The 20,722-nt window shown below is 59.3% G+C and carries 18 protein-coding genes and 1 pseudogene; 9 read left to right on the forward strand and 10 right to left on the reverse strand.

Translation table 11 applies throughout. From position 1 onward, the window contains the following. The 3 genes and pseudogenes from NOM06_RS00005 to NOM06_RS00015 form a co-directional block, all read left to right on the forward strand. Positions 1–146, forward strand: a pseudogene (locus NOM06_RS00005) (IS481 family transposase); the annotation flags it as partial. A 246-nt stretch (positions 147–392) separates the two neighbouring features. Further along, positions 393–809 (forward strand): hypothetical protein, encoded by a 417-nt coding sequence (locus tag NOM06_RS00010; RefSeq protein ID WP_255908957.1) that lies wholly within the window; start codon positions 393–395, stop codon positions 807–809. A 183-nt stretch (positions 810–992) separates the two neighbouring features. After that, positions 993–1,595: a hypothetical protein gene (locus NOM06_RS00015; protein ID WP_255908962.1), complete on the forward strand. Its 603-nt coding sequence runs from the start codon at positions 993–995 to the stop codon at positions 1,593–1,595. 180 nt (positions 1,596–1,775) lie between these two features. Here NOM06_RS00015 and thrC read toward each other — a convergent pair whose 3' ends face one another. The 4 genes from thrC to NOM06_RS00035 form a co-directional block, all read right to left on the reverse strand. Continuing rightward, on the reverse strand, positions 1,776–3,050 hold the full coding sequence (gene thrC, locus NOM06_RS00020) for a threonine synthase (protein ID WP_255908964.1): 1,275 nt from the start codon (positions 3,048–3,050) through the stop codon (positions 1,776–1,778). Further along, positions 3,047–4,042 (reverse strand): homoserine kinase, encoded by a 996-nt coding sequence (gene thrB / locus NOM06_RS00025; protein WP_255908966.1) that lies wholly within the window; start codon positions 4,040–4,042, stop codon positions 3,047–3,049. Before thrB ends, thrC begins: the two co-directional genes overlap by 4 nt. Positions 4,043–4,044: 2 nt before the next feature. Next, a complete protein-coding gene (gene thrA / locus NOM06_RS00030; RefSeq protein WP_255908968.1) occupies positions 4,045–6,504 on the reverse strand; it encodes a bifunctional aspartate kinase/homoserine dehydrogenase I in 2,460 nt (819 codons plus the stop codon). Between the two features lie 250 nt (positions 6,505–6,754). After that, entirely contained in the window at positions 6,755–7,462 is a 708-nt protein-coding gene (locus NOM06_RS00035; protein ID WP_255908979.1) for a tRNA/rRNA methyltransferase, read from the reverse strand. A 206-nt stretch (positions 7,463–7,668) separates the two neighbouring features. Between NOM06_RS00035 and aceK the strand changes: the two genes are divergently transcribed. Beyond that, complete coding sequence (gene aceK, locus NOM06_RS00040) at positions 7,669–9,396, forward strand: bifunctional isocitrate dehydrogenase kinase/phosphatase (RefSeq protein ID WP_255908982.1); 1,728 nt, start codon at positions 7,669–7,671, stop codon at positions 9,394–9,396. A gap of 78 nt (positions 9,397–9,474) precedes the next feature. On the opposite strand, the gene tesB is transcribed toward aceK, so the two are convergent. Beyond that, positions 9,475–10,341 carry an acyl-CoA thioesterase II gene (gene tesB / locus NOM06_RS00045; RefSeq protein WP_042032451.1) on the reverse strand — a complete coding sequence of 289 codons (867 nt, stop codon included), beginning with the start codon at positions 10,339–10,341 and terminating at the stop codon, positions 9,475–9,477. 172 nt (positions 10,342–10,513) lie between these two features. Here tesB and NOM06_RS00050 point away from each other — a divergent pair, with 172 nt between their 5' ends. Then, entirely contained in the window at positions 10,514–11,248 is a 735-nt protein-coding gene (locus NOM06_RS00050) for an ABC transporter substrate-binding protein (protein ID WP_255908985.1), read from the forward strand. A 153-nt stretch (positions 11,249–11,401) separates the two neighbouring features. Here the strand turns inward: NOM06_RS00050 and rluB are convergent, their stop codons facing one another. The 5 genes from rluB to NOM06_RS00075 form a co-directional block, all read right to left on the reverse strand. Then, the gene (rluB, locus tag NOM06_RS00055; protein WP_005347347.1) at positions 11,402–12,325 is read right to left on the reverse strand and encodes a 23S rRNA pseudouridine(2605) synthase RluB; all 924 of its coding nucleotides are present in this window, start codon (positions 12,323–12,325) and stop codon (positions 11,402–11,404) included. 134 nt (positions 12,326–12,459) lie between these two features. Further along, positions 12,460–13,032: an SMC-Scp complex subunit ScpB gene (scpB, locus tag NOM06_RS00060; protein WP_005350230.1), complete on the reverse strand. Its 573-nt coding sequence runs from the start codon at positions 13,030–13,032 to the stop codon at positions 12,460–12,462. Continuing rightward, the gene (locus NOM06_RS00065) at positions 13,016–13,885 is read right to left on the reverse strand and encodes a ScpA family protein (protein ID WP_160880718.1); all 870 of its coding nucleotides are present in this window, start codon (positions 13,883–13,885) and stop codon (positions 13,016–13,018) included. Before NOM06_RS00065 ends, scpB begins: the two co-directional genes overlap by 17 nt. Continuing rightward, the gene (locus tag NOM06_RS00070) at positions 13,878–14,498 is read right to left on the reverse strand and encodes an L-threonylcarbamoyladenylate synthase (RefSeq protein WP_021231208.1); all 621 of its coding nucleotides are present in this window, start codon (positions 14,496–14,498) and stop codon (positions 13,878–13,880) included. Before NOM06_RS00070 ends, NOM06_RS00065 begins: the two co-directional genes overlap by 8 nt. A 106-nt stretch (positions 14,499–14,604) precedes the next feature. Next, the gene (locus tag NOM06_RS00075) at positions 14,605–15,486 is read right to left on the reverse strand and encodes a PHP domain-containing protein (RefSeq protein WP_064336955.1); all 882 of its coding nucleotides are present in this window, start codon (positions 15,484–15,486) and stop codon (positions 14,605–14,607) included. 436 nt (positions 15,487–15,922) lie between these two features. On the opposite strand from NOM06_RS00075, the gene NOM06_RS00080 reads away from it, so the two are divergent. From NOM06_RS00080 to trpCF, 4 genes are read left to right on the forward strand one after another with little or no spacing between them, the layout of a single operon-like run. Beyond that, positions 15,923–17,557, forward strand: a complete 1,635-nt coding sequence (locus NOM06_RS00080; protein ID WP_255908987.1) for an anthranilate synthase component 1 — start codon at positions 15,923–15,925, stop codon at positions 17,555–17,557. Then, positions 17,550–18,149, forward strand: a complete 600-nt coding sequence (locus tag NOM06_RS00085; protein WP_005359135.1) for an aminodeoxychorismate/anthranilate synthase component II — start codon at positions 17,550–17,552, stop codon at positions 18,147–18,149. The genes NOM06_RS00080 and NOM06_RS00085 overlap by 8 nt, the downstream gene beginning before the upstream one ends. Positions 18,150–18,164: 15 nt before the next feature. Further along, positions 18,165–19,193, forward strand: coding sequence for an anthranilate phosphoribosyltransferase (gene trpD / locus NOM06_RS00090; protein WP_255908989.1), 1,029 nt, complete (start codon positions 18,165–18,167; stop codon positions 19,191–19,193). Next, complete coding sequence (gene trpCF, locus NOM06_RS00095) at positions 19,193–20,701, forward strand: bifunctional indole-3-glycerol-phosphate synthase TrpC/phosphoribosylanthranilate isomerase TrpF (protein ID WP_255909004.1); 1,509 nt, start codon at positions 19,193–19,195, stop codon at positions 20,699–20,701. Before trpD ends, trpCF begins: the two co-directional genes overlap by 1 nt. The last annotated feature ends 21 nt before the right edge of the window (positions 20,702–20,722 follow it).

A 20,722-nucleotide genomic window follows, 5' to 3' on the forward strand; every position in this document is an offset into this window, starting at 1 on the left:
TGCAGACAGACCTGGATAGCTACCTAGAGCACTACAACACCCAGCGGCCACATCAGGGCAGGATGATGGAGGGGCAAACCCCCTACAGCATGTTCAGGAAGGGTCTGAAATTGATACCGAAGGAAGTGCGCACTAAAGTAGCGTAAACAAGACACCGGTTTGAGGCCGGTGTCAGGTGATAACTAGATCTGTACATACTATCATTAACTCAAATTAAAAAGTGTTATTTTGAAATAGGTGATTCTGGAAAATATAGAACTATCAATTTAAAATATCAAATCGTAAAATATGAACGTATAGATCTTAAAAACATCACAAAGCTTCATTTTTTATTAGATTCTAACTTTGAAATAGATGCACTAGGATTTAGAAATTACTTCAAAATAAAGAAAATGTTCACAACTTATAATCAAATTATAGATAGATGGGAAAAAATACAAAATCAAAAGTCTGATATAAATGAAGTGATTTCTAACTATATTGGTACTGATGCGACATTTCAGATCACGGATGAGCTGATTGATATAATCACACCATTAAAATTATCAAATTATCTGATCCTTGCGGAAGCCACAATCGAACTTATTGATCAGACACTTTCTGATTTTATGAAATTTATTGACGAGTTTGTTACCATAGCTAATGAATCCATAGATCTACGTCTTTTAAAATCAGTCGGTTTAAAACGCTATAAACCAGCATCGGATGTGTTGTCTATTTATGAGAGAAGAATAGCCATACTTAATGCACATGACAAGGAGTCAATAGAAAACATAGTAGCTAGACATAGTTCATTAAACAAACAGTGAGAAAACTAACAAATAATAAGTGTGGGACAGTTACGCTGCTCCACAATTATGAAGTTAGGCGCTTAGGATCATAGAGAGTGGTCGGGCTAATAAAAGCGCGCCGAGTCGGACTCGCTAAGTCGGCACTCTTATGTGTTAGCCAACGTGGCATCAATATACATAAGTATAAGGATATCGAATAATATGAAGTGGTGGGAAAAAACTGTTGAATACTCATTTGTCCTAGATGCTGCAGAAAAAGGTATATTTAACCTTTTTGCACCCTTAGATGGTGATGTTGAATCAATCGGGGATACTGTTGTTTGCAAAGATTCAACATATTTCATTTTAGAGTTTAAAAAGTCACTATCTGACCTATTGGGAGAGTATAAGAAGTATGTGGGTGGAGAAAACGGATTTCTTTCTGCTGGTATAGAATTAAAGGATATGCCTGCATTCCAAGCTCATTTTCTTATTGGTGGAAAGTTAGACAAGGCCAGTAAAACTTTAGAAATTCAAGTAAGAAAATACTTTGAACCCTCGATTATTTCAGGAGGCTTAGCGCAAGTTTTCAAAGAAGGGGTAACCCTTAATGAAATGCAGGATTACACCAAAAAATTAACGAAATTTAAAGTCCAAGGTGATGTTGGTGATAACTCGAGTGGCTCTTCTGGAGGCAATGTTTACCAAAGCGTTTTAGCCATATCAAAATCAAAAAAAACAGCCACTTTGATCCCATTGCATTATTTCAAAAACTTTCAACTGACAGCGTCCTATAAAAATTCATCAGGGCCATCTGGGCCGTAGATAAAAAATAGGAAACGCTTCAATATAGATAGCCAACACGTGCACTTTTACTATTCGTCATTTTTTGATTAATGTGTTATAAATAAAATTGGCATCCCATAGCATGACGAAGCGTGAAAGCTATAAATCCCCCATTACCGGGGGATTTTTTATTTCTATCGGTTATCTCAGCTCAGCGGCTTAGCCCACCAAAAACGCCCTTAACCGGGCAAACTCCGCGGGCAAATTAACAGAGAGCAGCGGCAGCTCGGCGTGCTTGGCGAGCGGTCCGGGCAGCGGCACATCGAGATTCAGGATCTCGTCCACCGACTCCTTGAACTTGGCGGGATGGGCGGTGCAGAGGAACACCCCCACTTCGTCCTCGGCCAGCTGTTCCCCCAGCAGATCCCAGGCAATCGCCCCGTGGGGTTCGCACAGGTAATCCAGCTGGTGCAGCCGTTTCAGGGCAGCGCGAGTCTGGGCATCGTCACGCATACCGGAACCCAGGGTCTCCAGCGCCCAGCCCTTGCGGCGGCAGAGCTCTTCTACTCGTGGCCAGTTGTTGGGACGGCTGACATCCATGGCATTCGACAGGGTTGCCACTGTCTGGTGCGGCTCCCACTGACCGGTTTTGAGGTAGCGCGGCACGGTGTCGTTGGCGTTGGTGGCGGCGATAAAGCGCTTCACCGGCAGCCCCAGCGCCTTGGCGATGAGGCCTGCGGTGAGGTTGCCAAAGTTGCCGGACGGCACGCTGATGACCGCCTTGGCGCGGGAGGCTTTGGGCAGCTGGGCCACCGCTTCGAAGTAGTAGCAAACCTGCGCCAGCAGACGGCTGATATTGATGGAGTTGGCAGAGTTGAGGCCAATGGCCTGTTTCAGCGCTTCGTCGTCAAAGGCCTGTTTTACCAGCGCCTGACAGGCATCGAAATCGCCATCGATGGCGATGGTGCGGATATTGCCGCCGAGGGTGCAAAAGAGCTTCTCCTGCAAGGGGCTGATCTTGCCCTTGGGATAGAGGATCACCACTTCAATCCCCTCCAGCCCGTAGAAGGCGTGGGCCACGGCGGCACCGGTGTCGCCGGAGGTGGCGGTGAGGATAGTGATTTTGTCGTTGGTTCTAAAGGCCGCGAGGCACTGGGCCATAAAGCGGCCGCCGAAATCCTTGAACGCCAGGGTCGGGCCGTGGAACAGCTCAAGGGCATAAGTGCCGTCTTTCAATTTGACCAGCGGCGCCGGGAAGGTGAAGGCGGCGTTGATAAGCTCGCTCACTTTCGCTGCAGGCACTTCGTCCCCCAGCAGGTGGCTCAGGATGCGGGCAGAGCGCTCGGCCAGCGGCAGATCCAGCAGGGCATCCACATTGGCGAGCGGTTCGAGTTGTTCGGGGAAGAAGAGCCCCTGTTCGCGACCCAAGCCCTGACGCACCGCCTGCGCGAAGCTCACCTGTTCGCTGTTGTCCTTGATGTTGTAGAGATTCATAGCTCGCTTCCTGTTACCCGTGCCCCGGCCATGTCCAGTTTGCAGACCCGGGCAAATCCATCTTCGTTCTGCACAAAATGTGCTTCCATCCAATCTTTCATTCGCTCGGCCTGCGCCAGCTCCTTCATCACCACAAATACGGTGGGGCCGGAGCCGGAGATGCCGGTAGCCAGCGCCCCGTTCTGGGCCGCCTGCGCCCGCACCTCGACAAAGCCTTCGATCAGCGCCGCGCGGTAGGGTTCGGCAATCACGTCTTTCAGTACGCTCGCCGCCAATCCCTCCTGTCCGGTGTAGCTGGCGTGGACAAAGGCAGCCAGGCGGCGGCCATAGGTGAGGCAATCCTGACGGCGATATTGGGCCGGCAAAATGGCGCGGGCAGCAGCGGTCGAAACCACGGTACCCGGGTAGCAGACCACCCAGTACCACTGATCGAACACCGGAATGCCCTGACTGATAACGCCGTGCTCTTCCAGCACCAGCTGCATGCCGCCGAGATAACAGGGGGCGACGTTGTCGTAGTGAACGGAGCCGGAGATCTTGCCTTCCATCTCCCCCATCAGCAGCAGCATGTCGTGCTCATCAAGCGGCTCGCCGTGAAAGGCGTTGAGCCCCTCCAGTGCCGCGACCACGCTGCAGGCGCTGGAACCCAGACCCGAGCCGACGGGCAGGTTCTTCTCCAGCACCATTTCGAGGGGCTTGAGTTTAAGGCCGCGCTTCTCCAGCGCCTCGCCATAGGCGACCCAGCAGTCATGGAGGATATTCTTTTTCGGATCGTCCGGCAGCTTGTGGGCGTAGCGGCCCACGGATGAGAGGGCAAAAGGCACGTCAGCCGCTTTTACCTGCACCCGATCGCCGAGCAGAGAGCCATCCACGGGGGCGAGCGCCGCCCCCAGTACATCGAATCCCACGCTCAGGTTGGCGCTGGAGGCGGGCGCGTAGGCGACCACGCTGCCGCCGTCCGTCATATAAGAGGGGTACATGTCTGAACTCATGCTTATAGCTCCTGCTTCCAGTTCTGGGTGCGCAGCACGTCGGCAAAGACGCCCGCCGCAGTCACTTCGGTACCGGCGCCATAGCCGCGCAGCACCAGCGGGATCGGCTGGTAGTAGGTGGAGAAGAAGGCGAGCGCGTTCTCCCCGTCTTTGACCTTGAACAGCGGCTCGTCACCACCGACCGCCTTGATGGCGACCTTGCATTTGCCACCCTCAATCGACCCCACATAGCGCAGCACCTTGCCTTCACGCTGGGCGGCGGCGAACTGGTCGCGGAACCAGCCGTCGGCTTCGGGCAGGCGGGCCATAAAGGCTTCGACATCGCCACTGACGTCAAATCCGGGCGGCAGCGCCTGCTCCACCTCGACATCGGAGAGCTCCAGCGCCATACCCGCCTCGCGAGCCAGGATGAGCAGCTTGCGCGCCACATCCATGCCGTTGAGATCGTCGCGAGGATCCGGCTCGGTAAAGCCGTTGCTACGGGCGATTTGGGTCGCCTCGGAGAAGGCCATCCCCTCGTCCAGCTTGCCGAAGATAAAGGAGAGCGAACCGGACAGAATGCCGTCGAAGGCTCGCAGCTTGTCACCGGCCTTGATGAGGTTCTGCAGGTTCTCGATAACCGGCAGGCCTGCGCCCACGTTGGTTTCATAGAGGAACTTGCGGCGAGTCTGGCGGGCGGTGCGACGCAGCGCCTTGTAGTAATCGAGCGAGCCGGTGTTGGCCTTCTTGTTCGGAGTCACCACATGGAAACCGGCGGCAAGGAAGTCGGCATACTGGACGGCCACCGCCTCGGAGGAGGTGCAATCGACGATCACCGGGTTGATGATATGGCTATCTTCCACCAGCTTTTTCACCCCTTCCAGCGAGAAGCTGTCGCGGGCTTCCGCCAGCTGTTCGCGCCAGTTGGCGAGGTTCAGGCCATCCTTGTTGACCGCCATCTGACGGCTGTTGGCGATGCCGACCACGCGAAGGCCAGTGCCCTGCTCGGCCAGTACCGGTTGCTGGCGGGCGATCTGATCCACCAGCGCGGCGCCGACGCCACCGACCCCGACCACAAAGAGATCGATAAACTGCTGGCTGCCAAAGAAGTTCTGGTGGCACGCCTTGATGGCTTCCGCCACCTTGCGATCCCGCACCACCGCCGAGATAGAGCGCTCGCTGGAGCCCTGCGCAATGGCGACGATGTTGATGGAGGCTTGTGCCAGCGAGGTGAAGAAGCGGGCTGCCATCCCTTTGCTGGTGCGCATGCCGTCACCGATGAGGGAGATGATCGCCAGATCGCTGATGATATCCAGCGGCTCCAGCAGCTGGTTTTTGAATTCCAGCTCGAACTCGCGCTCCAGCACCTTGCGGGTCTTATCCTGGTCGTAGCTGTGGATACAGAAGCTGACGCTGTACTCGGAAGATGACTGGGTGATCAGCACGATACTGACCCCGGCGCGGGAAACGGCGGAGAAGATGCGACCGGCCATGCCGACCATCCCTTTCATGCCGGGGCCGGAGACGTTAAACATGCACATGCCGGACAAGTCGGAGATGGCCTTCACTTTCAGGTCATCGTCGCCGCTCTCGGGGCCGATCAGGGTGCCCGGCCCTTGCGGGTTGAAGCTGTTCTTGATAAGGCAGGGAATATGGAACTGGGCCACCGGCGCGATAGTTTTCGGGTGCAGCACCTTGGCGCCGAAGTAGGAGAGCTCCATCGCCTCCTTGTAGGAGAGGGTTTTCAGCAGGTAGGCATCCGGCACCAGACGGGGGTCGCAGCTGTAGCAACCCTCGACGTCAGTCCAGATCTCGCAGCACTCGGCATCGACGCAGGCAGCCAGCACGGCGGCGGAGTAGTCGGAGCCGTTACGGCCCAGCAGCACGGTCTCGCCCTTGTCGCTGCCACCGGTAAAGCCCGGCATCAGGTAGAGGCAATCGCTACGCAGCCCCTTGGCGGCAAAACGCAGGCGGGAGGCTTCGATATCGACGTGGGCTTCCAGATAACCGCCGTCGGTCACCAACAACTCTTCCGGTACGATCAGCTCCAGATCCAGACCGCGCACCCGCAGCAGCTCGTGCATAAAGGCGATGGAGAGGTTCTCGCCACGGCTCAGAATGCGCGCCTGCACGTTGTCCGGGCAGAGGCCCAGCAGACGGATGCCCTGCATCAGGCGCTCCACCTGATCCAGCTCGGCGGTGAGACGGGCCAACAGCGCCTTGTCATCGAGCGCCGGATAGGCCGCCTTCAACCCGGCCAGCAGGCGGGAGAAGATACCGTTGACTTCAAACAGGGTGGAACTGGCATCCATGCCGCGACTGGTCTGTTCCACCAGCGCCACCAGATGATTGGTCACCTTGGCAGGTGCAGAGAGCACCAGGGCTACCTGAGATTGGCCGTGGGTGTTGACCGCGATATCGGCCACCCGTAAAAAACGTTCTGCATCGGCCAGTGAAGACCCGCCAAATTTCAACACTCTCATCGCTTTCTCTCCCTGTAAATCTATGAAATTCAATCTAAAAACCAATCCAACAAAAAGGCCCGTACTGGGTGGGTACGGGCCTTTTTTGATTTCTGTGCTTGTTCGTCAGCGCATCAACCGGCCCCAGTGCCACCTGTGGTGGTACCGGTAATAATGGTGGTGGTGATAACGTTGGTGAATAACTGCATGACGAACACTCGTTGACGAAGCTGGCTTTTAGCAATACCGCGGCGGGCGATGGGCTGTCAACTTAAACCTCTTTGCCAAGTTTGCGCGCAAGGTCTTTGCAGAGCAGGTGGAGCATGTTCAAATCCCGCTGCGGCAGCATGGGTACCCGGTCCATCACCCATTGATGCAGTTTTTCATCCTGCGAAACTCCGAGTTCACCCAGCAATTCTGCTGTTTTGCTTTTGAGCACCCGAACCTGCCCGGCATTATCAAAATTTTCTGCTACCGCAGCGCCGCCGTTGGCGTTCAGCTCATCCATCAGCTGACTCATCTCATAGGCGTAGAGCATGATCGCCTGCCCCAGATTGAGGGAGGGGTAGCTTACCTTGAGGGGCAGATAGCTGATGAGATCGACCTCGGCCAACTGCTCGTTGGAGAGTCCCGACTCCTCGCAGCCAAAAACGATGGCGACCTTGCCGAGGGAAGGTTTGCTGCGGATCTGCTCGCGGATCTCCCCCGGCGTGAGGTAGTGCTGGTAGCGACCGCGCTCACGGGCGGTGGTGGCGATCACCAGATCCATGTCCGCCAGCGCCTCGGGCAGGGTATCGAACGCTTCGGCCTGGGTCAGGATCTCCTGGGCACCGTGAGCCACCCAGCTCGCCTCCTCCTCTTCGTGTACCCGGCTCGCCACCAGTCGCATGGCATCGAATCCCATGGTTTTCATGGCGCGGGCAGCCGCCCCCACATTTGCAGGTCGGGCAGGTGCCACCAGGACAAAATAGAGCTTCATCGGGTTTCCTCACAGGCCGGACGGCCTCTCAAACAGACAGCAAACAGTCGCTAAACCATCGCCAAAACAGGGGCGCAATCTACCGTTTATCCCCGAAAATTGCCACTTGAACAGACGTTTGAATGTTGCGATAGTGGCCAGACGTGTGAACAAATTACACCCAATCCTTCGCGCTATCGGCCCGACAGATCACAAGGAAGAGAGAGATGCAGCAGCCATTGGAACAGGCCGTCGCCGAGACTATCTTGCAACGCTTCGAGTCGTTTTACAGCCGGTTTCTCGAGATAACCCAGGGCAGCAAGAGCCGCTTCGAGAACAGTGACTGGCTGGGAGTGCAACTCGCCGGACGGGAGCGTATTCGCCTCTATGACCACCATGTGGGGGCCACCGCCAGCTCCATCCGCCAGATGATGGGGGAGCACCACGCCACCCAGGAGCTGCTCAAACGGGTCAAAAGCGCCTTCAGCGATCTGCTGCCCCGTTGTGACAACTTCGAGGTGGCGGAGTCCTTCTTCAACTCCGTCTATCGGCGGATCTTTCGCCATCGCAATATCCGCGACGAGAACCTCTATATCCACCCCTTTGTCAGCCGTGGCGAAAAACCGGATTTAAGCTCCCTGCTGCGGATCTATCGCACCGATCTGGCCCACTTGCCGCAGACGTTGAGCCAGCTTTTGGGGGATTACAGCTTCACCCTCCCCTACGAAGACAAGCAGCGGGATATTGTCGACATCCACCGCCATCTTGCGGAGAACGGCCCGCAAATCATCCATGACGAGCCCTTTGCCATCGAGCTGCTCAAAGAGGTGTTCTACCGCAACAAGGGGGCCTATCTGGTGGGACTGATCCGGGCCCGGGAGCAGGTGTTCCCCTTTATTCTGCCCCTGCTCAGCACCGGCCACAGCATCTATGTGGACACCGTCATCTTCGAGCCGGATCTCGCCTCCATCGTGTTTGGCTTCGCCCGTGCCTACTTTATGGTTTATGCCCGTGAACCGGCGCTGTTTGTCGCCTTCCTGCGCCAGATCATGCCCCACAAGCCCGATTACGAGATCTACAACGCCATCGGCTGCCAGAAGCACGGCAAGACCGAGCTCTATCGCCACTACCGCCACCATCTGGCCCAGAGTCGGGATCAGTTCATCATCGCCCCCGGCATCAAGGGGATGGTGATGAGTGTGTTCACCCTCCCCTCCTACGATGTGGTGTTCAAGGTGATCAAGGACGAGTTCACCCCGCCCAAGGATGTGAGCCACGAGCAGGTGAAGGCAAAGTACCGGCTGGTAAAACAGCACGACCGGGTTGGCCGGATGGCCGATACCCAGGAGTTCACCAACTTCGAGTTTCCCCTCGATCGCATCTCGCCGGAGCTGCTTGCCGAGCTCAAGACGGTTGCACCCTCGGCCCTCACCATCACGGACGACAAGCTGGTGATCAAGCACCTCTATACCGAGCGCAAGATGATCCCCCTCAACCTCTATCTGGACAAGGCGGACGAGCAGCAGACCCGCCTCGCGCTGGAGGAGTACGGCAACGCCATCAAGCAGCTGGCGGCGGCCAACATCTTCCCGGGGGACATGCTGTTCAAGAACTTCGGCGTCACCCGCCACGGACGGGTGGTCTTCTACGACTACGACGAGATCTGCTACATGACGGAGTGCAACTTCCGCCAGATCCCGCCGCCCCGCTACCCCGAGGATGAGTGGAGCGCCGAGCCCTGGTACTCGGTGGCCCCCAACGACATCTTCCCCGAGGAGTTCGCCACCTTCCTGCTGCAAAAGCCGCAGGTGCGGGAGATCATGCTGCAGCTGCACAAGGAGATGTTCGACGCCAACTACTGGAAGATGCTGCAGAGCAACATCAAGGTGGGGGTGTTCGAGGATGTCTATCCCTACCGGCGCAAGAAACGCTTCAAGTACCAGCGCGGCGGCTGATCCCGCGGGCCCAGTGCGAATGGCAGCAACGAAAACGGGGTGGCCCAAGCCACCCCGTTTTGCTATCCGCTTTGCGCCTTAACTGCCGCGACGGCGGATCACCCCCTCCTGCATGGTGCTCGCCACCAGCACCCCGTCGCGGGTGAAGAACTGGCCGCGCACCAGACCGCGACCGCTGCTGGCGCTCGGGCTGTCTACCACGTAGAGCAGCCAGTCGTCGAAGCGGAAATCCCGGTGGAACCACATGGAGTGATCGATGGTGGCCACCTGCATATCCGGCTCCCAGTACGACACCCCGTGCGGCTGCAGCGAGGTGAGCAGGAAGTTGAAGTCGGAGGCGTAGGCCAGCAGGTATTTGTGCACCCGCAGATCGTCCGGCATCTGGCCGTTGGCCTTAAACCAGACGTGACGCACCGGATCCTGCACCGTCGGCCGGATAGGGTCGACCAGGGTCACCGGGCGCATCTCGATGGGCTGCTCGCAGAGGATCTTGTCCCGCAGGGAGGCCGGGATCAGGTTCTCGTAGGGGCGCACCAGCTCCAGCTCGCTCTTGAGCTCCTCCGGCGGGGTGATGCCGGTCGGCATCTGCGCCTGATGCTCAAAACCATCGGCCGGCACCTGAAACGAGGCGTTGAGATAGAAGATGGGCTTGCCGCCCTGAATCGCCTTGACCCGGCGGGTGGAGACGGTCTGGCCATCACGGATATTCTCCACGTCATAGACGATGGGACGGGTCACATCCCCCGGACGCAGGAAGTAGGAGTGAAAACTGTGAACCTGACGGCCGGTCTCGACCGTCTGCTTGGCGGCTGACAAGGCCTGCCCCATTACCTGTCCGCCAAACACGGCCCGCAGACCGAGATCCTGGCTCTGGCCCCGAAACAGGCCCTCCTCGATTTTTTCCAGCGCCAGCAACGCCAGCAGCCCATCAAGTACCTTGCTCATTGTTCACTCCTCTGTCAGAGCCGCACAGGCTAACAAGCTCACCGGAGCAGAGCAACCGCCATGCGTCCGTTCATGTCGCCCGCAAGGCGCAGAAACAGTGCGCTTCGAATCTGTTTTTTCCCCGGTGAAACCGTTAATCTGAAAAAAGTCGATAGAGGCGAGGTCACCAGCCATGCACATTCGTTATCCACTCACCCTCTCTGTCGCTCATCCCTCTTGTTTGCGCCTGCGCCATCCGTTGCTTGCCCCTCTCCTTGCGCTCTCGCTGCTCCCCGCCAGCGCGGCGCAGAGCGCGGTGATCATCACCGGCGAACTGCCCCCCTACTCCTCTGCGGAGCTGGCCAACGGCGGCGAACTGGCAAGCAAGGTGCTCACCATCCTCAAAGAGGCTGGCCACCCGGACCTGCAGATCTCCTATCAGCCCTGGCCACGCGGACTTAAAAACATCGAGCTGGGCAACGCCATCGCCGCGTTCCCCTTTACCTGGACCAACGAGCGCAGCAACAGCCTGCTGTTCAGCACCCCCATCGCCTTCGATATCCAGTCCTGGTACACCACACCCGACAAGAAGGGGCTGGAATCCCCGCCCTGGCAGCAAAAAACCGCCTGCGTGCCCAAGGGGTGGTTCTCCGACGCCATCGAGCGGGTCATCAACGATCAGGGATTGATCGTCAGAACTACCAACCGCCTCAACCAGTGTGTCGAACTACTGAAAAAGGGCAAAGTCGATCTGGTGCCCATCAACGACACCTCAAAAAAGAACCTCTCGGAGGAGGACAACGCCGCCCTCTACCGTCTCTCGCAGTTTCGCCAGAACGTCACCTTCTATCTGGTCACCGCCCGCAATGAAGAGGGAGAGATGTTTATCCGCGACTTTAACAAAGAGTGGATGACACCGGCCAACTGAGGAGTGTGAGAGCAATCATTGCCATATGACCGGAGCCAGCCGGCAGCTGGAGGTCACCCGCTAGAGATGAAAAAGGCCCGCACCAGTTGGTGCGGGCCTTTGCTTGGCCGACTGCGCACTTGAGCGGCACGCAGTTCGCAACGGGCTATCGGCTTACTTGCTGCCGGTACCTGAGTTGCGGGTAGAGGCTTGCGGCTTGCGACGGGCGGTGGTGGCGCGAGCGCGCGGCTCTTTGCCCTGCATCTCTTTGTGACGCTGCACGGCGCGACGGATCTGGGCGGCCTGCTTGTGACGGCTGGTTTTGCCATCCTGCTGCAGATCGACTTTGGATTCGGTCTCCGGCGGCAGGTTGACCAGACCGCGCAGGTAGTTCACTTCCGGCAGTTTCAGCTCTTGCCAGCCGCCGCGCGGGATGCCGCGGTCCAGCTTGACGTCGCCGTAGCGGATACGCATCAGGCGGCTCACCTGCACTTCCTGGGATTCCCACAGGCGGCGCACTTCACGGTTTCGACCTTCGGTCAGGGTGACGTTGAACCACTGGTTCAGACCCTCACCGCCAGCCGGTTTGATCTTGTTGAACTTGGCGGTGCCATCTTCCAGCTGCACGCCCTTGCGCAGACGCTGCAGCATGGCTTCGGTGATTTCGCCAAAGACACGTACCGCGTATTCCCGCTCCACTTCGTGGCTCGGGTGCATCAGACGGTTGGCCAGCTCACCATCGGTGGTGAACAGCAGCAGACCTGAGGTGTTAACGTCGAGGCGGCCGACTGCGATCCAGCGGGCACCTTCCATCTTGGGCAGACGATCAAACACGGTGGGACGACCTTCCGGATCGTGACGGGTACACATCTCCCCTTCCGGCTTGTGGTAAGCCAGTACGCGGCAGATCACTTCCTCTGCGGCACGGGTCTTGACCTGGTGACCATCCACCCGGATCACGGCGTTCACTTCCACGCGATCCCCCAGTGTGGCGACCTTGCCATCCACACTGACCCGACCTGCGGTGATCAGGGCCTCCATCTCACGACGGGAGCCGTGACCCGCGCGGGCCAACACTTTTTGCAGTTTTTCACTCATCGGGGTTACCTGATTGTTGATCGCTGCCCACTGGTGAAAGGGGCAACGGGGTTAACTGTAACAAACGCCGGTTGGAGCACTCGCCACAGTTGAAAAATGTATATCTCGGTGACGTCGGCACGCTTGGGCGCCATTCACCGGGCATCGCTCTCCCCGTCCACCGCAGAGGGCAACAGGGGTTGCAGCTCCGGATCCAGCTCGGGGAGCTGCTCCAGACTCTGCAGATTAAAGTAATCCAGAAACTCTCTGGTGGTGGCGAGCAGCTCGGGGCGACCTGCCACCTCTTTGTGGCCGATGCTGCGCACCCAGCCACGCTCTTTCAGGGTATTCACTATCTGGCTCGACACCGCCACCCCGCGGATCGCTTCTATCTCGGCCCGGGTGATGGGTTGGCGATAGGCGATCAAGGTCAGCGTCTCCATCACGGCGCGCGAATAGCGCGGCGCCCGCTCGCTCCAGAGCCTTGATAGCTCCTCGGCATACTCCTGACGCGCCTGAAAGCGCCAGCCGGAGGCGACCTCTTTGAGCTCGACGCCCCGCGAGCTGTAATCTTGCCTGATCTCGGCCAACAGCAGCTGAACATAGCGACTGGTCACCGGATAATCCGCCAGCACACTGCTTTTCAGTTCGCTGACATTGAGCGGACGACCGGCCACAAACAATGCCGCTTCGATCAGGGTCTTGAGTCGTTCAGTGGGCAGCGCCACGGTTGCCCTCCTCGCTCTGCTCGGCCAATGCGAAATGGATTGGGCCGAGTGGTTCAGCCTGCAGGATCCAGATCAGTTGCTCCTTGCACAGCTCCAGCAGGGCCAGAAACGTCACCAGTACCCCCATTCGCCCCTCTTCGGCACGCAGCACCTGCTCAAGGCGCAGGGTCTGCCCCAGCGTGAGCATGGCGAGGATCTCCGCCATGCGCACCCGGGTAGGGATCTGTTCGCGGCGGATCTGGTGATGTTCGAAATGAGTCGCGCGTTTTACCACACTTTGCATGTAAAGGGCGAGCTCAACCAGCGAAACATCGGGCGCCAGTGGCTTGAGGGCGCCAAAATCGGGGGGCAGGGCGGCTGCGATATAAATCTCCCGCTCCACCCTTGGCAACTCATTGACCCGCTCCGCACCGACCTTGTAGCGCTCGTACTCCTGCAGGCGGCGAATAAGGGTCACCCGCGGGTCTTCTCCCTCCTCTTCATCCTCCAGCTCCGGCGCCTTGGGCAGCAGCAGGCGGGATTTGATCTCCGCCAGCCAGGCCGCCATCAGCAGATATTCGGCCGCCAGCTCAAGGTTGAGCCCCTGCATCAGCTCCACGTACTCCATGTACTGGGCTGTGATCTGCAGGATCGGCAGGTTGAGGATATCGAGCTGCTGACGCCGGATGAGGTAAAGCAGCAGATCGAGCGGCCCCTCGAAGGTATCGAGGAACACCTCCAGCGCATCGGGCGGGATGAACAAGTCTTGGGGCAGCTCGTGATAGGGCTGCCCCAGGACTTTCGCGATGGGTAGTGCGGCGCCAGTCCCCGTCTCGGCGGAAGGGACTGTCACCGGTTCAGCGACATCACTCAAACGGAGTCGGGTCTCCGGCGCCGCGACGACGCAATACCGGCTCGTCGTCAGAGAAATCGACCACTGTGGTGGGCTGCTCGCCCAGATAACCGCCGTTGACCACCAGATCGATCTGCTTGCCCAGCTTGTCGAAGATCTCTTCCGGGTCGAACTCGGCCATCTCGGACTCCGGCAGGATCAATGTGGTGGAGAGCAGCGGCTCGCCGAGGGCTTCCAAGAGCGCCTGAGCAATCTTGTTGTCCGGCACCCGGATGCCGATGCTCTTTTTCTTCTCGTTCATCAGGCGGCGCGGCACCTCTTTGGTCGCCTTGAAGATGAAGGTGTAGGCGCCCGGGGTGTTGTTCTTGATCAGGCGAAACGCGCTGTTGTCGACCTTGGCGTAGGTGGAGATCTCGGAGAGATCGCGGCACACCAGGGTGAAGTCGTGGTTGGCGTCGAGGCGACGGATGCGGCAGATGCGCTCCAGCGCGCCCTTGTCACCCATCTGGCAACCCAGCGCATAACCGGAGTCGGTCGGATAGACGATGACGCCGCCGTTCTGGATGATCTGTACCGCCTGACCGATCAGACGGGCCTGGGGGTTTTCCGGATGTACGTAAAAATGCTGACTCATAGCTTGTTCTCGCAATGGGGGCAGCAATACCTGCCCGCTCGTATGGTCACGGGCCAAAGACCCATGACACTACCTTAACCTGTTTGTGGCTGCTTCGCTGGCGCCGTTACCGACTCGCCAGCAGCTCTGCATGTTGCTCGGTGGTGAGCCCAAAGTGACCGGGATAGGCCAACCAGACGGGCATCCCCTCTTTGGGCAGCCAGAGGTGGCGGCCCAACTCGGTCCAGTTGGAGGGGAAGTGAAAATCCGATCCCACCGAGATATAGAGGTCGTGATCCTTGGCCCACTGGCCCAGATTGGCCCGCTCCTGCGGGCTCTGCTGGGGCAGCGAGACCTCCATTGCATCGCCACCGGCCGCCTTGAAGGCCACCAGCAGCCGCTTGATCCACTTGGCGGTGAGATCGTAACGGCTGGGGTGGGCCAGCACCGCCAGCCCGCCAGCGGCGTGAATGGCAGCGATGGCTTCGCTCATCTCGGGCCACTCGGCCGGGGCATAGCCTTTATTGCCACGGCTCAGGTACTTTTTGAATACCTTCTGCATGTTGTCGGCAACCCCGCGTGCCACCAGCACCCGGGCAAAGTGGGCGCGGGTCACGGCAGCGTCACCGGCGAGAGCCTTGGCCTCTTCATAGGTGCCGGGGATGAGGCACTTCTCCAGACGACGCCCGATTTCCAGCGCGCGCGCCTCGCGACGGGCCAGTTGACCGGCCAGAAAGTCGGTCAGCTGCGGATTTTTTTCATCCACCCCCAGCGCCACGATATGGATCTCGTGGTGCTCCCAGCCGGTGGAGATCTCGACCCCGCTCACCAATCGCAATGGCAGTTGCTCGGCGTCGATAGTGCGGCGCACCTCATCAAGCCCGGCAAGGGTATCGTGGTCAGTAACTGCTAACACCTCAACCTGTTTTTCGGCGGCGCGGCGCACCAGTTCGGCTGGGCTCAGCACCCCGTCGGAGGCAGTGGTATGGCAGTGAAGATCGAATCTCATCAGGTTATTCCGCTCTCGTGGTCAGGTCACCATTCATGGCAAATCGGTGAAAGAAGGCTAAAAAGCGACTTGACTTGGCCGCGGCTTTATCGTTTTCTGTAGGCACTTCATTGCAAACATCTTTTTACAGGACTTTATCATGCAAACGACTTCCATCCTGACCATCTGGTGGTGGCACACTCCCTGACATGCGGGCGTGTGGTCGTTGCTGTACCTGTAATCTGACAGCAAATTAAGAACCCAAAGAAAAAGCCCGCTGACCCCAGCGGGCTTTTTTATTATCCGGCAAATGGACCTGTGATGAAACCGAGAATTCAGACAAGCAAGCTGACCTGGCGATGGCGCCCCTGAACCAGCCACCCCGGACCAATTAAATTTTCAAGGAATTCAACGTCATGAACATCGGTAACACGCATCACACGCAAGGGAACGCACTATGACAGCCACACATCGCCTTCCTCTGGGTGAATTCGATACCCTCAAGCTCAACGCCCCCTATGTGGCCGATCCGCTGGCGCTCTATACCCGCCTCTGTCAGGGCCGCCCCAACAACCTGCTGCTGGAATCGGTGGAGATCGACTCCAAGGCGGGCAAGCAGAGCCTGCTGCTGGTTGACGCCTGCCTGCGCATCGAGTGCCGTGGTCGCACCGTGCAGGTTCGCAGCCTGAACGACAACGGCGCCCAGTTGCAGAGCCTGCTGGCCGAGCGGCTGCCTGCGGTGGTGACCCGCTCGCTGGTAGATGGCGAGCTGCAGCTCGACTTCCCGGCCTCCGATCGGGAGCTGGACGAAGATTCCCGCCTCAAGGGGAGCAGCGTGCTGGACGTGCTGCGCACCCTGCAGCGGGAGCTCGATTGCCAGTTGGGTAAAGAGGCTCTCTTTATGGCGGGCAGCTTTGCCTACGACCTGATCGCCTCATTTGAAGATCTGCCTGAAGTGCCACAGGGGAGCAACAGCTGCCCCGACTACTGCTTCTATGTGGCCGAAACCCTGATCACCATCGACCATATCGAACGCACCACTCAACTGCTGGCCTGTATCTTTGGCGGCGATAGCGACGAAAGCCAGGTTGAAGACAGATACACCCGCCTGACCGAACGGCTCACCGACTTCAAACAGATTTGCCAGCAACCCCTCTGCGCCGAGCTGACCACCCAGCCCCTGACCGGCGGCATGAGCGTGGACAAGAGCGACAAACAGTTCTGCGCCGAGGTGGAGAAGCTCAAGGGCTTTATCCGCCGTGGCGACATCTTCCAGGTGGTGCCGTCCCGCTGCTTCTCCTTGCCCTGCCCGAGCCCCCTGGCCGCCTATCGCCGCCTCAAACAGACCAACCCCAGCCCCTACATGTTCTACGTGCAGGATGAGGGCTTCACCCTGTTTGGCGCCTCGCCGGAAAGCGCGGTGAAATTCTGCGCCGCCAGCCGCGATGTGGAGATGTACCCCATCGCCGGTACCCGCCGCCGTGGTTTCAACCCGGATGGCAGCATCAACCGCGATCTCGATGGCCGTATCGAGCTGGAGCTGCGTCAGGACGAGAAAGAGGTGGCCGAGCACCTGATGCTGGTGGATCTGGGCCGCAACGACATCGCCCGCATCTCGGAGCCCGGCACCCGCTACGTCAAGGAGCTGCTGAAAGTGGATCGCTACAGCCACGTGATGCACCTGGTCTCCAAGGTGGTCGGCACCTTGCGCGCCGACCTTGACGCCCTGCACGCCTATCAGGCCTGCATGAACATGGGTACCCTCACCGGCGCCCCCAAGATCCGCGCCAGCGAGCTTATTCGCATGGTGGAAGGCAAGCGCCGCGGCAGCTACGGCGGCGCGGTCGGCTACATCAACGGCGCAGGCGAGATGGATACCTGCATCGTGATCCGCTCCGCCTTTGTCAAAGAGGGTGTAGCCCATGTGCAAGCCGGTGCCGGGGTGGTCTATGACTCCAAGCCGCAAGCCGAAGCGGACGAAACCCGCGCCAAGGCGGCCGCCGTGCTGGCCGCCATCGCTGCCAGCCATGGCACCTCCCTGCAAGCCCTGAGCGCCCAGCAGGAGCAACATAAGGACGTGAGCCATGACTAACATTTTCCTGCTCGATAACTTCGACTCCTTTACCTACAACCTCGTCGACCAGTTCCGCTCCCTCGGTTATCCGGTGCGGATCTACCGCAACAGCCTGCCGGCCAGCCGCATCATGAGCGAGATCGCCGCCTGCGAAGGGGACGCCGTACTGGTGCTCTCACCGGGGCCGGGCGCCCCCCACGAGGCGGGTTGCCTGATTGATCTGATCAAGCTGGCTCGTGGTCAGGTGCCCATCCTCGGTATCTGTCTCGGCCATCAGGCCCTGTGCGAAGCCTACGGCGGCACCGTCGGGGCGGCGGGCGAAATCGTCCACGGCAAGCGTTCGCTGATTGAGCACAACGGCCACGGCGCCTTCGCCGGTCTGCCGAGCCCGCTGCCGGTGGCCCGCTACCACTCGCTGGTCGCCACCTATGTACCGGAAGAGCTGACGGTGATTGCCCACTATCAGGGGATGCCCATGGCCATCGAGCAGCAGGATGAGCGGGTTTTGGGCTTCCAGTTCCACCCGGAATCCATCATGACCTCGGAAGGGGCCCGTCTGCTGACTCAGGCGCTCGCCCATATCACCCGCCCAGAAAGCAGCGTGCGTTAAGGTAAGGAGACCAACATGCATCAACATCTCAACACCCTCTATCAGGGTCAGTCTCTGAGCCGTGAAAGTACCCGCGACGCCTTCGGTCAGGTGGTACGTGGCGAAGTGGACCCCATCGTGCTCGCCAGTCTCCTGACCGCCCTCAAGATCAAGGGAGAGACCCCGGAGGAGATCGCCGGCGCCGCCGAGGCGCTTTTGGCAGAAGCGCGCGACTTCCCGCGTCCGGATTACGAGTTCTGCGACATCGTCGGCACCGGTGGCGATGGCCTCAACACCATCAACGTCTCCACCACCTCGGCGCTGGTCGCCGCCGCCTGCGGCCTGAAAGTGGCCAAGCACGGCAACCGCTCGGTCTCGAGCAAGTCGGGGTCGAGCGATCTGCTCGACAAGATGGGCATCAAGCTCGACATGAGCCCGGCACAGGCGCGCCGCTGCCTGGACGAACTCGGCATCTGCTTCCTGTTCGCCCCCCAGTACCACGCCGGCGTGCGCCACGCCATGCCGGTGCGCCAAGCCCTCAAGACCCGCACCCTGTTCAACGTACTGGGGCCGCTTATCAACCCCGCTCGCCCCACCTATCAGCTGATGGGGGTCTATGCCCCCGAGCTGGTGCGTCCCATTGCAGAAACCCTGCTGGCACTGGGGCTGAAAACCGGTATGGTGGTGCACGGTGCCGGGCTGGATGAGATTGCCATCCACGGCCCGACCCAGGTGGCCCAGATCCGTGACGGCGAGATCCGCGAATTTCTGCTCACCCCGGCTGACTTTGGCCTGGAGACCTATCCGGTCAGTGCCATTCAGGGTGGTGAGCCTGAAGAGAACCGCGCCATCACCGCCGCCATTCTGGAAGGGCGTGGCACCCCGGCCCACAACGCCGCCATTGCCGCCAATGTGGCGCCGCTGCTGCTGATGGCGGGCAAGGCGACAGACCTCAAGAGCGCGGCGGCCGAGGTGCTGGCGGTGCTGGCGAGCGGCAAGGCTGCGGATCTGGCCGCTCAGCTGGCCACTTTGAGCCATCAGGAAGCGGGCCATCAGGAGGCATGATGTCAGCCACCACATTGCACAGCAGTCATTCAGAACGCCCACAGGGCAAGAGCCAGTTTCGCAAGGATAACGAGATGTCAGACCTTATTGCCCCCCATGCATTTCTGAACATGGCCTCCATCAGCCAGACCATTCTCGGCAAGATCGTGGCGGCCAAACAGGAGTGGGTTGCCGCCCGCAAGCTGGCCCAACCGCTGGAGAGCTTCCAGAGCGCGCTGACCCCGAGCGATCGGGATTTCGTCGGGGCGCTCAAGGCGGGCTCCACCCGCTTTATTCTGGAGTGCAAGAAGGCCTCCCCCTCCAAGGGGTTGATCCGCGACGATTTCAGCCCGGAGGACATCGCCGACATCTATGGCAAATACGCCACCGCCATCTCGGTGCTGACCGACGAGAAGTTCTTTCAGGGGGATTTTGCCTTCCTGCCGCGGGTGCGCAGCCGCGTATCGCAGCCGGTGCTCTGCAAGGATTTCATGATTGACCCCTATCAGGTCTATCTGGCCCGCCACTATCAGGCTGACGCCATCCTGCTGATGCTCTCGGTGCTCACCGACGAGGGCTATCGCGCCCTGTTCGCGGTCGCCAAAGAGCTGGGCCTTGGCGTACTCACCGAGGTGAGCAACGAGGAGGAGCTGACCCGCGCCATCGCGCTGGGGGCGCCGGTGATTGGCATCAACAACCGGGATCTGCGCGACCTCAGCGTCGATCTCAACCGTACCAAACAGCTGGCCAACATCTTGTCACAAAAAGCTCCGAGCGATCGGGTGGTGATCAGCGAGTCCGGCATCAACCATCGCGCCCAGGTAGCGGATCTGCGCCACCACGCCAAGGGCTTTCTGGTGGGCTCATCCCTGATGGCCGAGCCGGATCTGGAAGCGGCTGTGCGCAAGCTGGTACTGGGTCAGAACAAGGTCTGCGGCCTGACCCGCGCCGAGGATGCCGCCGCTGCCCATCAGGCGGGCGCGGTGTTTGGCGGTCTTATCTTTGTGGCGAAAAGCCCGCGCTATGTGGACATCCCTGCCGCCCGCGCCGTGATGGCGGGAGCGCCGCTCTCTTACGTTGGGGTATTTCGCAACGCCCAGCCCGCCACCATTGCCAAGACGGTGGATGCGCTGGGACTAGCCGCAGTCCAGCTGCACGGCGATGAAGATGCCGCCTATATCGAAGAACTGCGCGCGCTGCTGCCAACCGGCTGCCAGATCTGGAAAGCAATCGGAGTCACAAGCGGCGAGCCGCTGCCCGCCCTCGACTACCCGGCCGATCGCCTGCTGCTGGATACGAAAGTCGGCAGCCAGAGCGGCGGCACCGGTCAGGCGTTCGACTGGGCCCTGCTGGCCCATCTCGATAAAGCCAAGCTGATGCTGGCGGGCGGCCTCAATCCCGACAACGCCCTGCAGGCGGCGCAAGTGGGCTGCCTCGGCCTTGATTTCAACTCCGGGGTGGAGAGTGCCCCGGGCCAGAAGGATGCGCACAAGATTGCAGCCGCCTTCGGCGCACTGCGCAACCTGTAACGCAACCCTTTTTGATGTTTC

The sequence above is a fragment of the Aeromonas sp. JL9 genome (assembly GCF_024436075.1).
GTDB lineage: Bacteria > Pseudomonadota > Gammaproteobacteria > Enterobacterales > Aeromonadaceae > Aeromonas > Aeromonas veronii.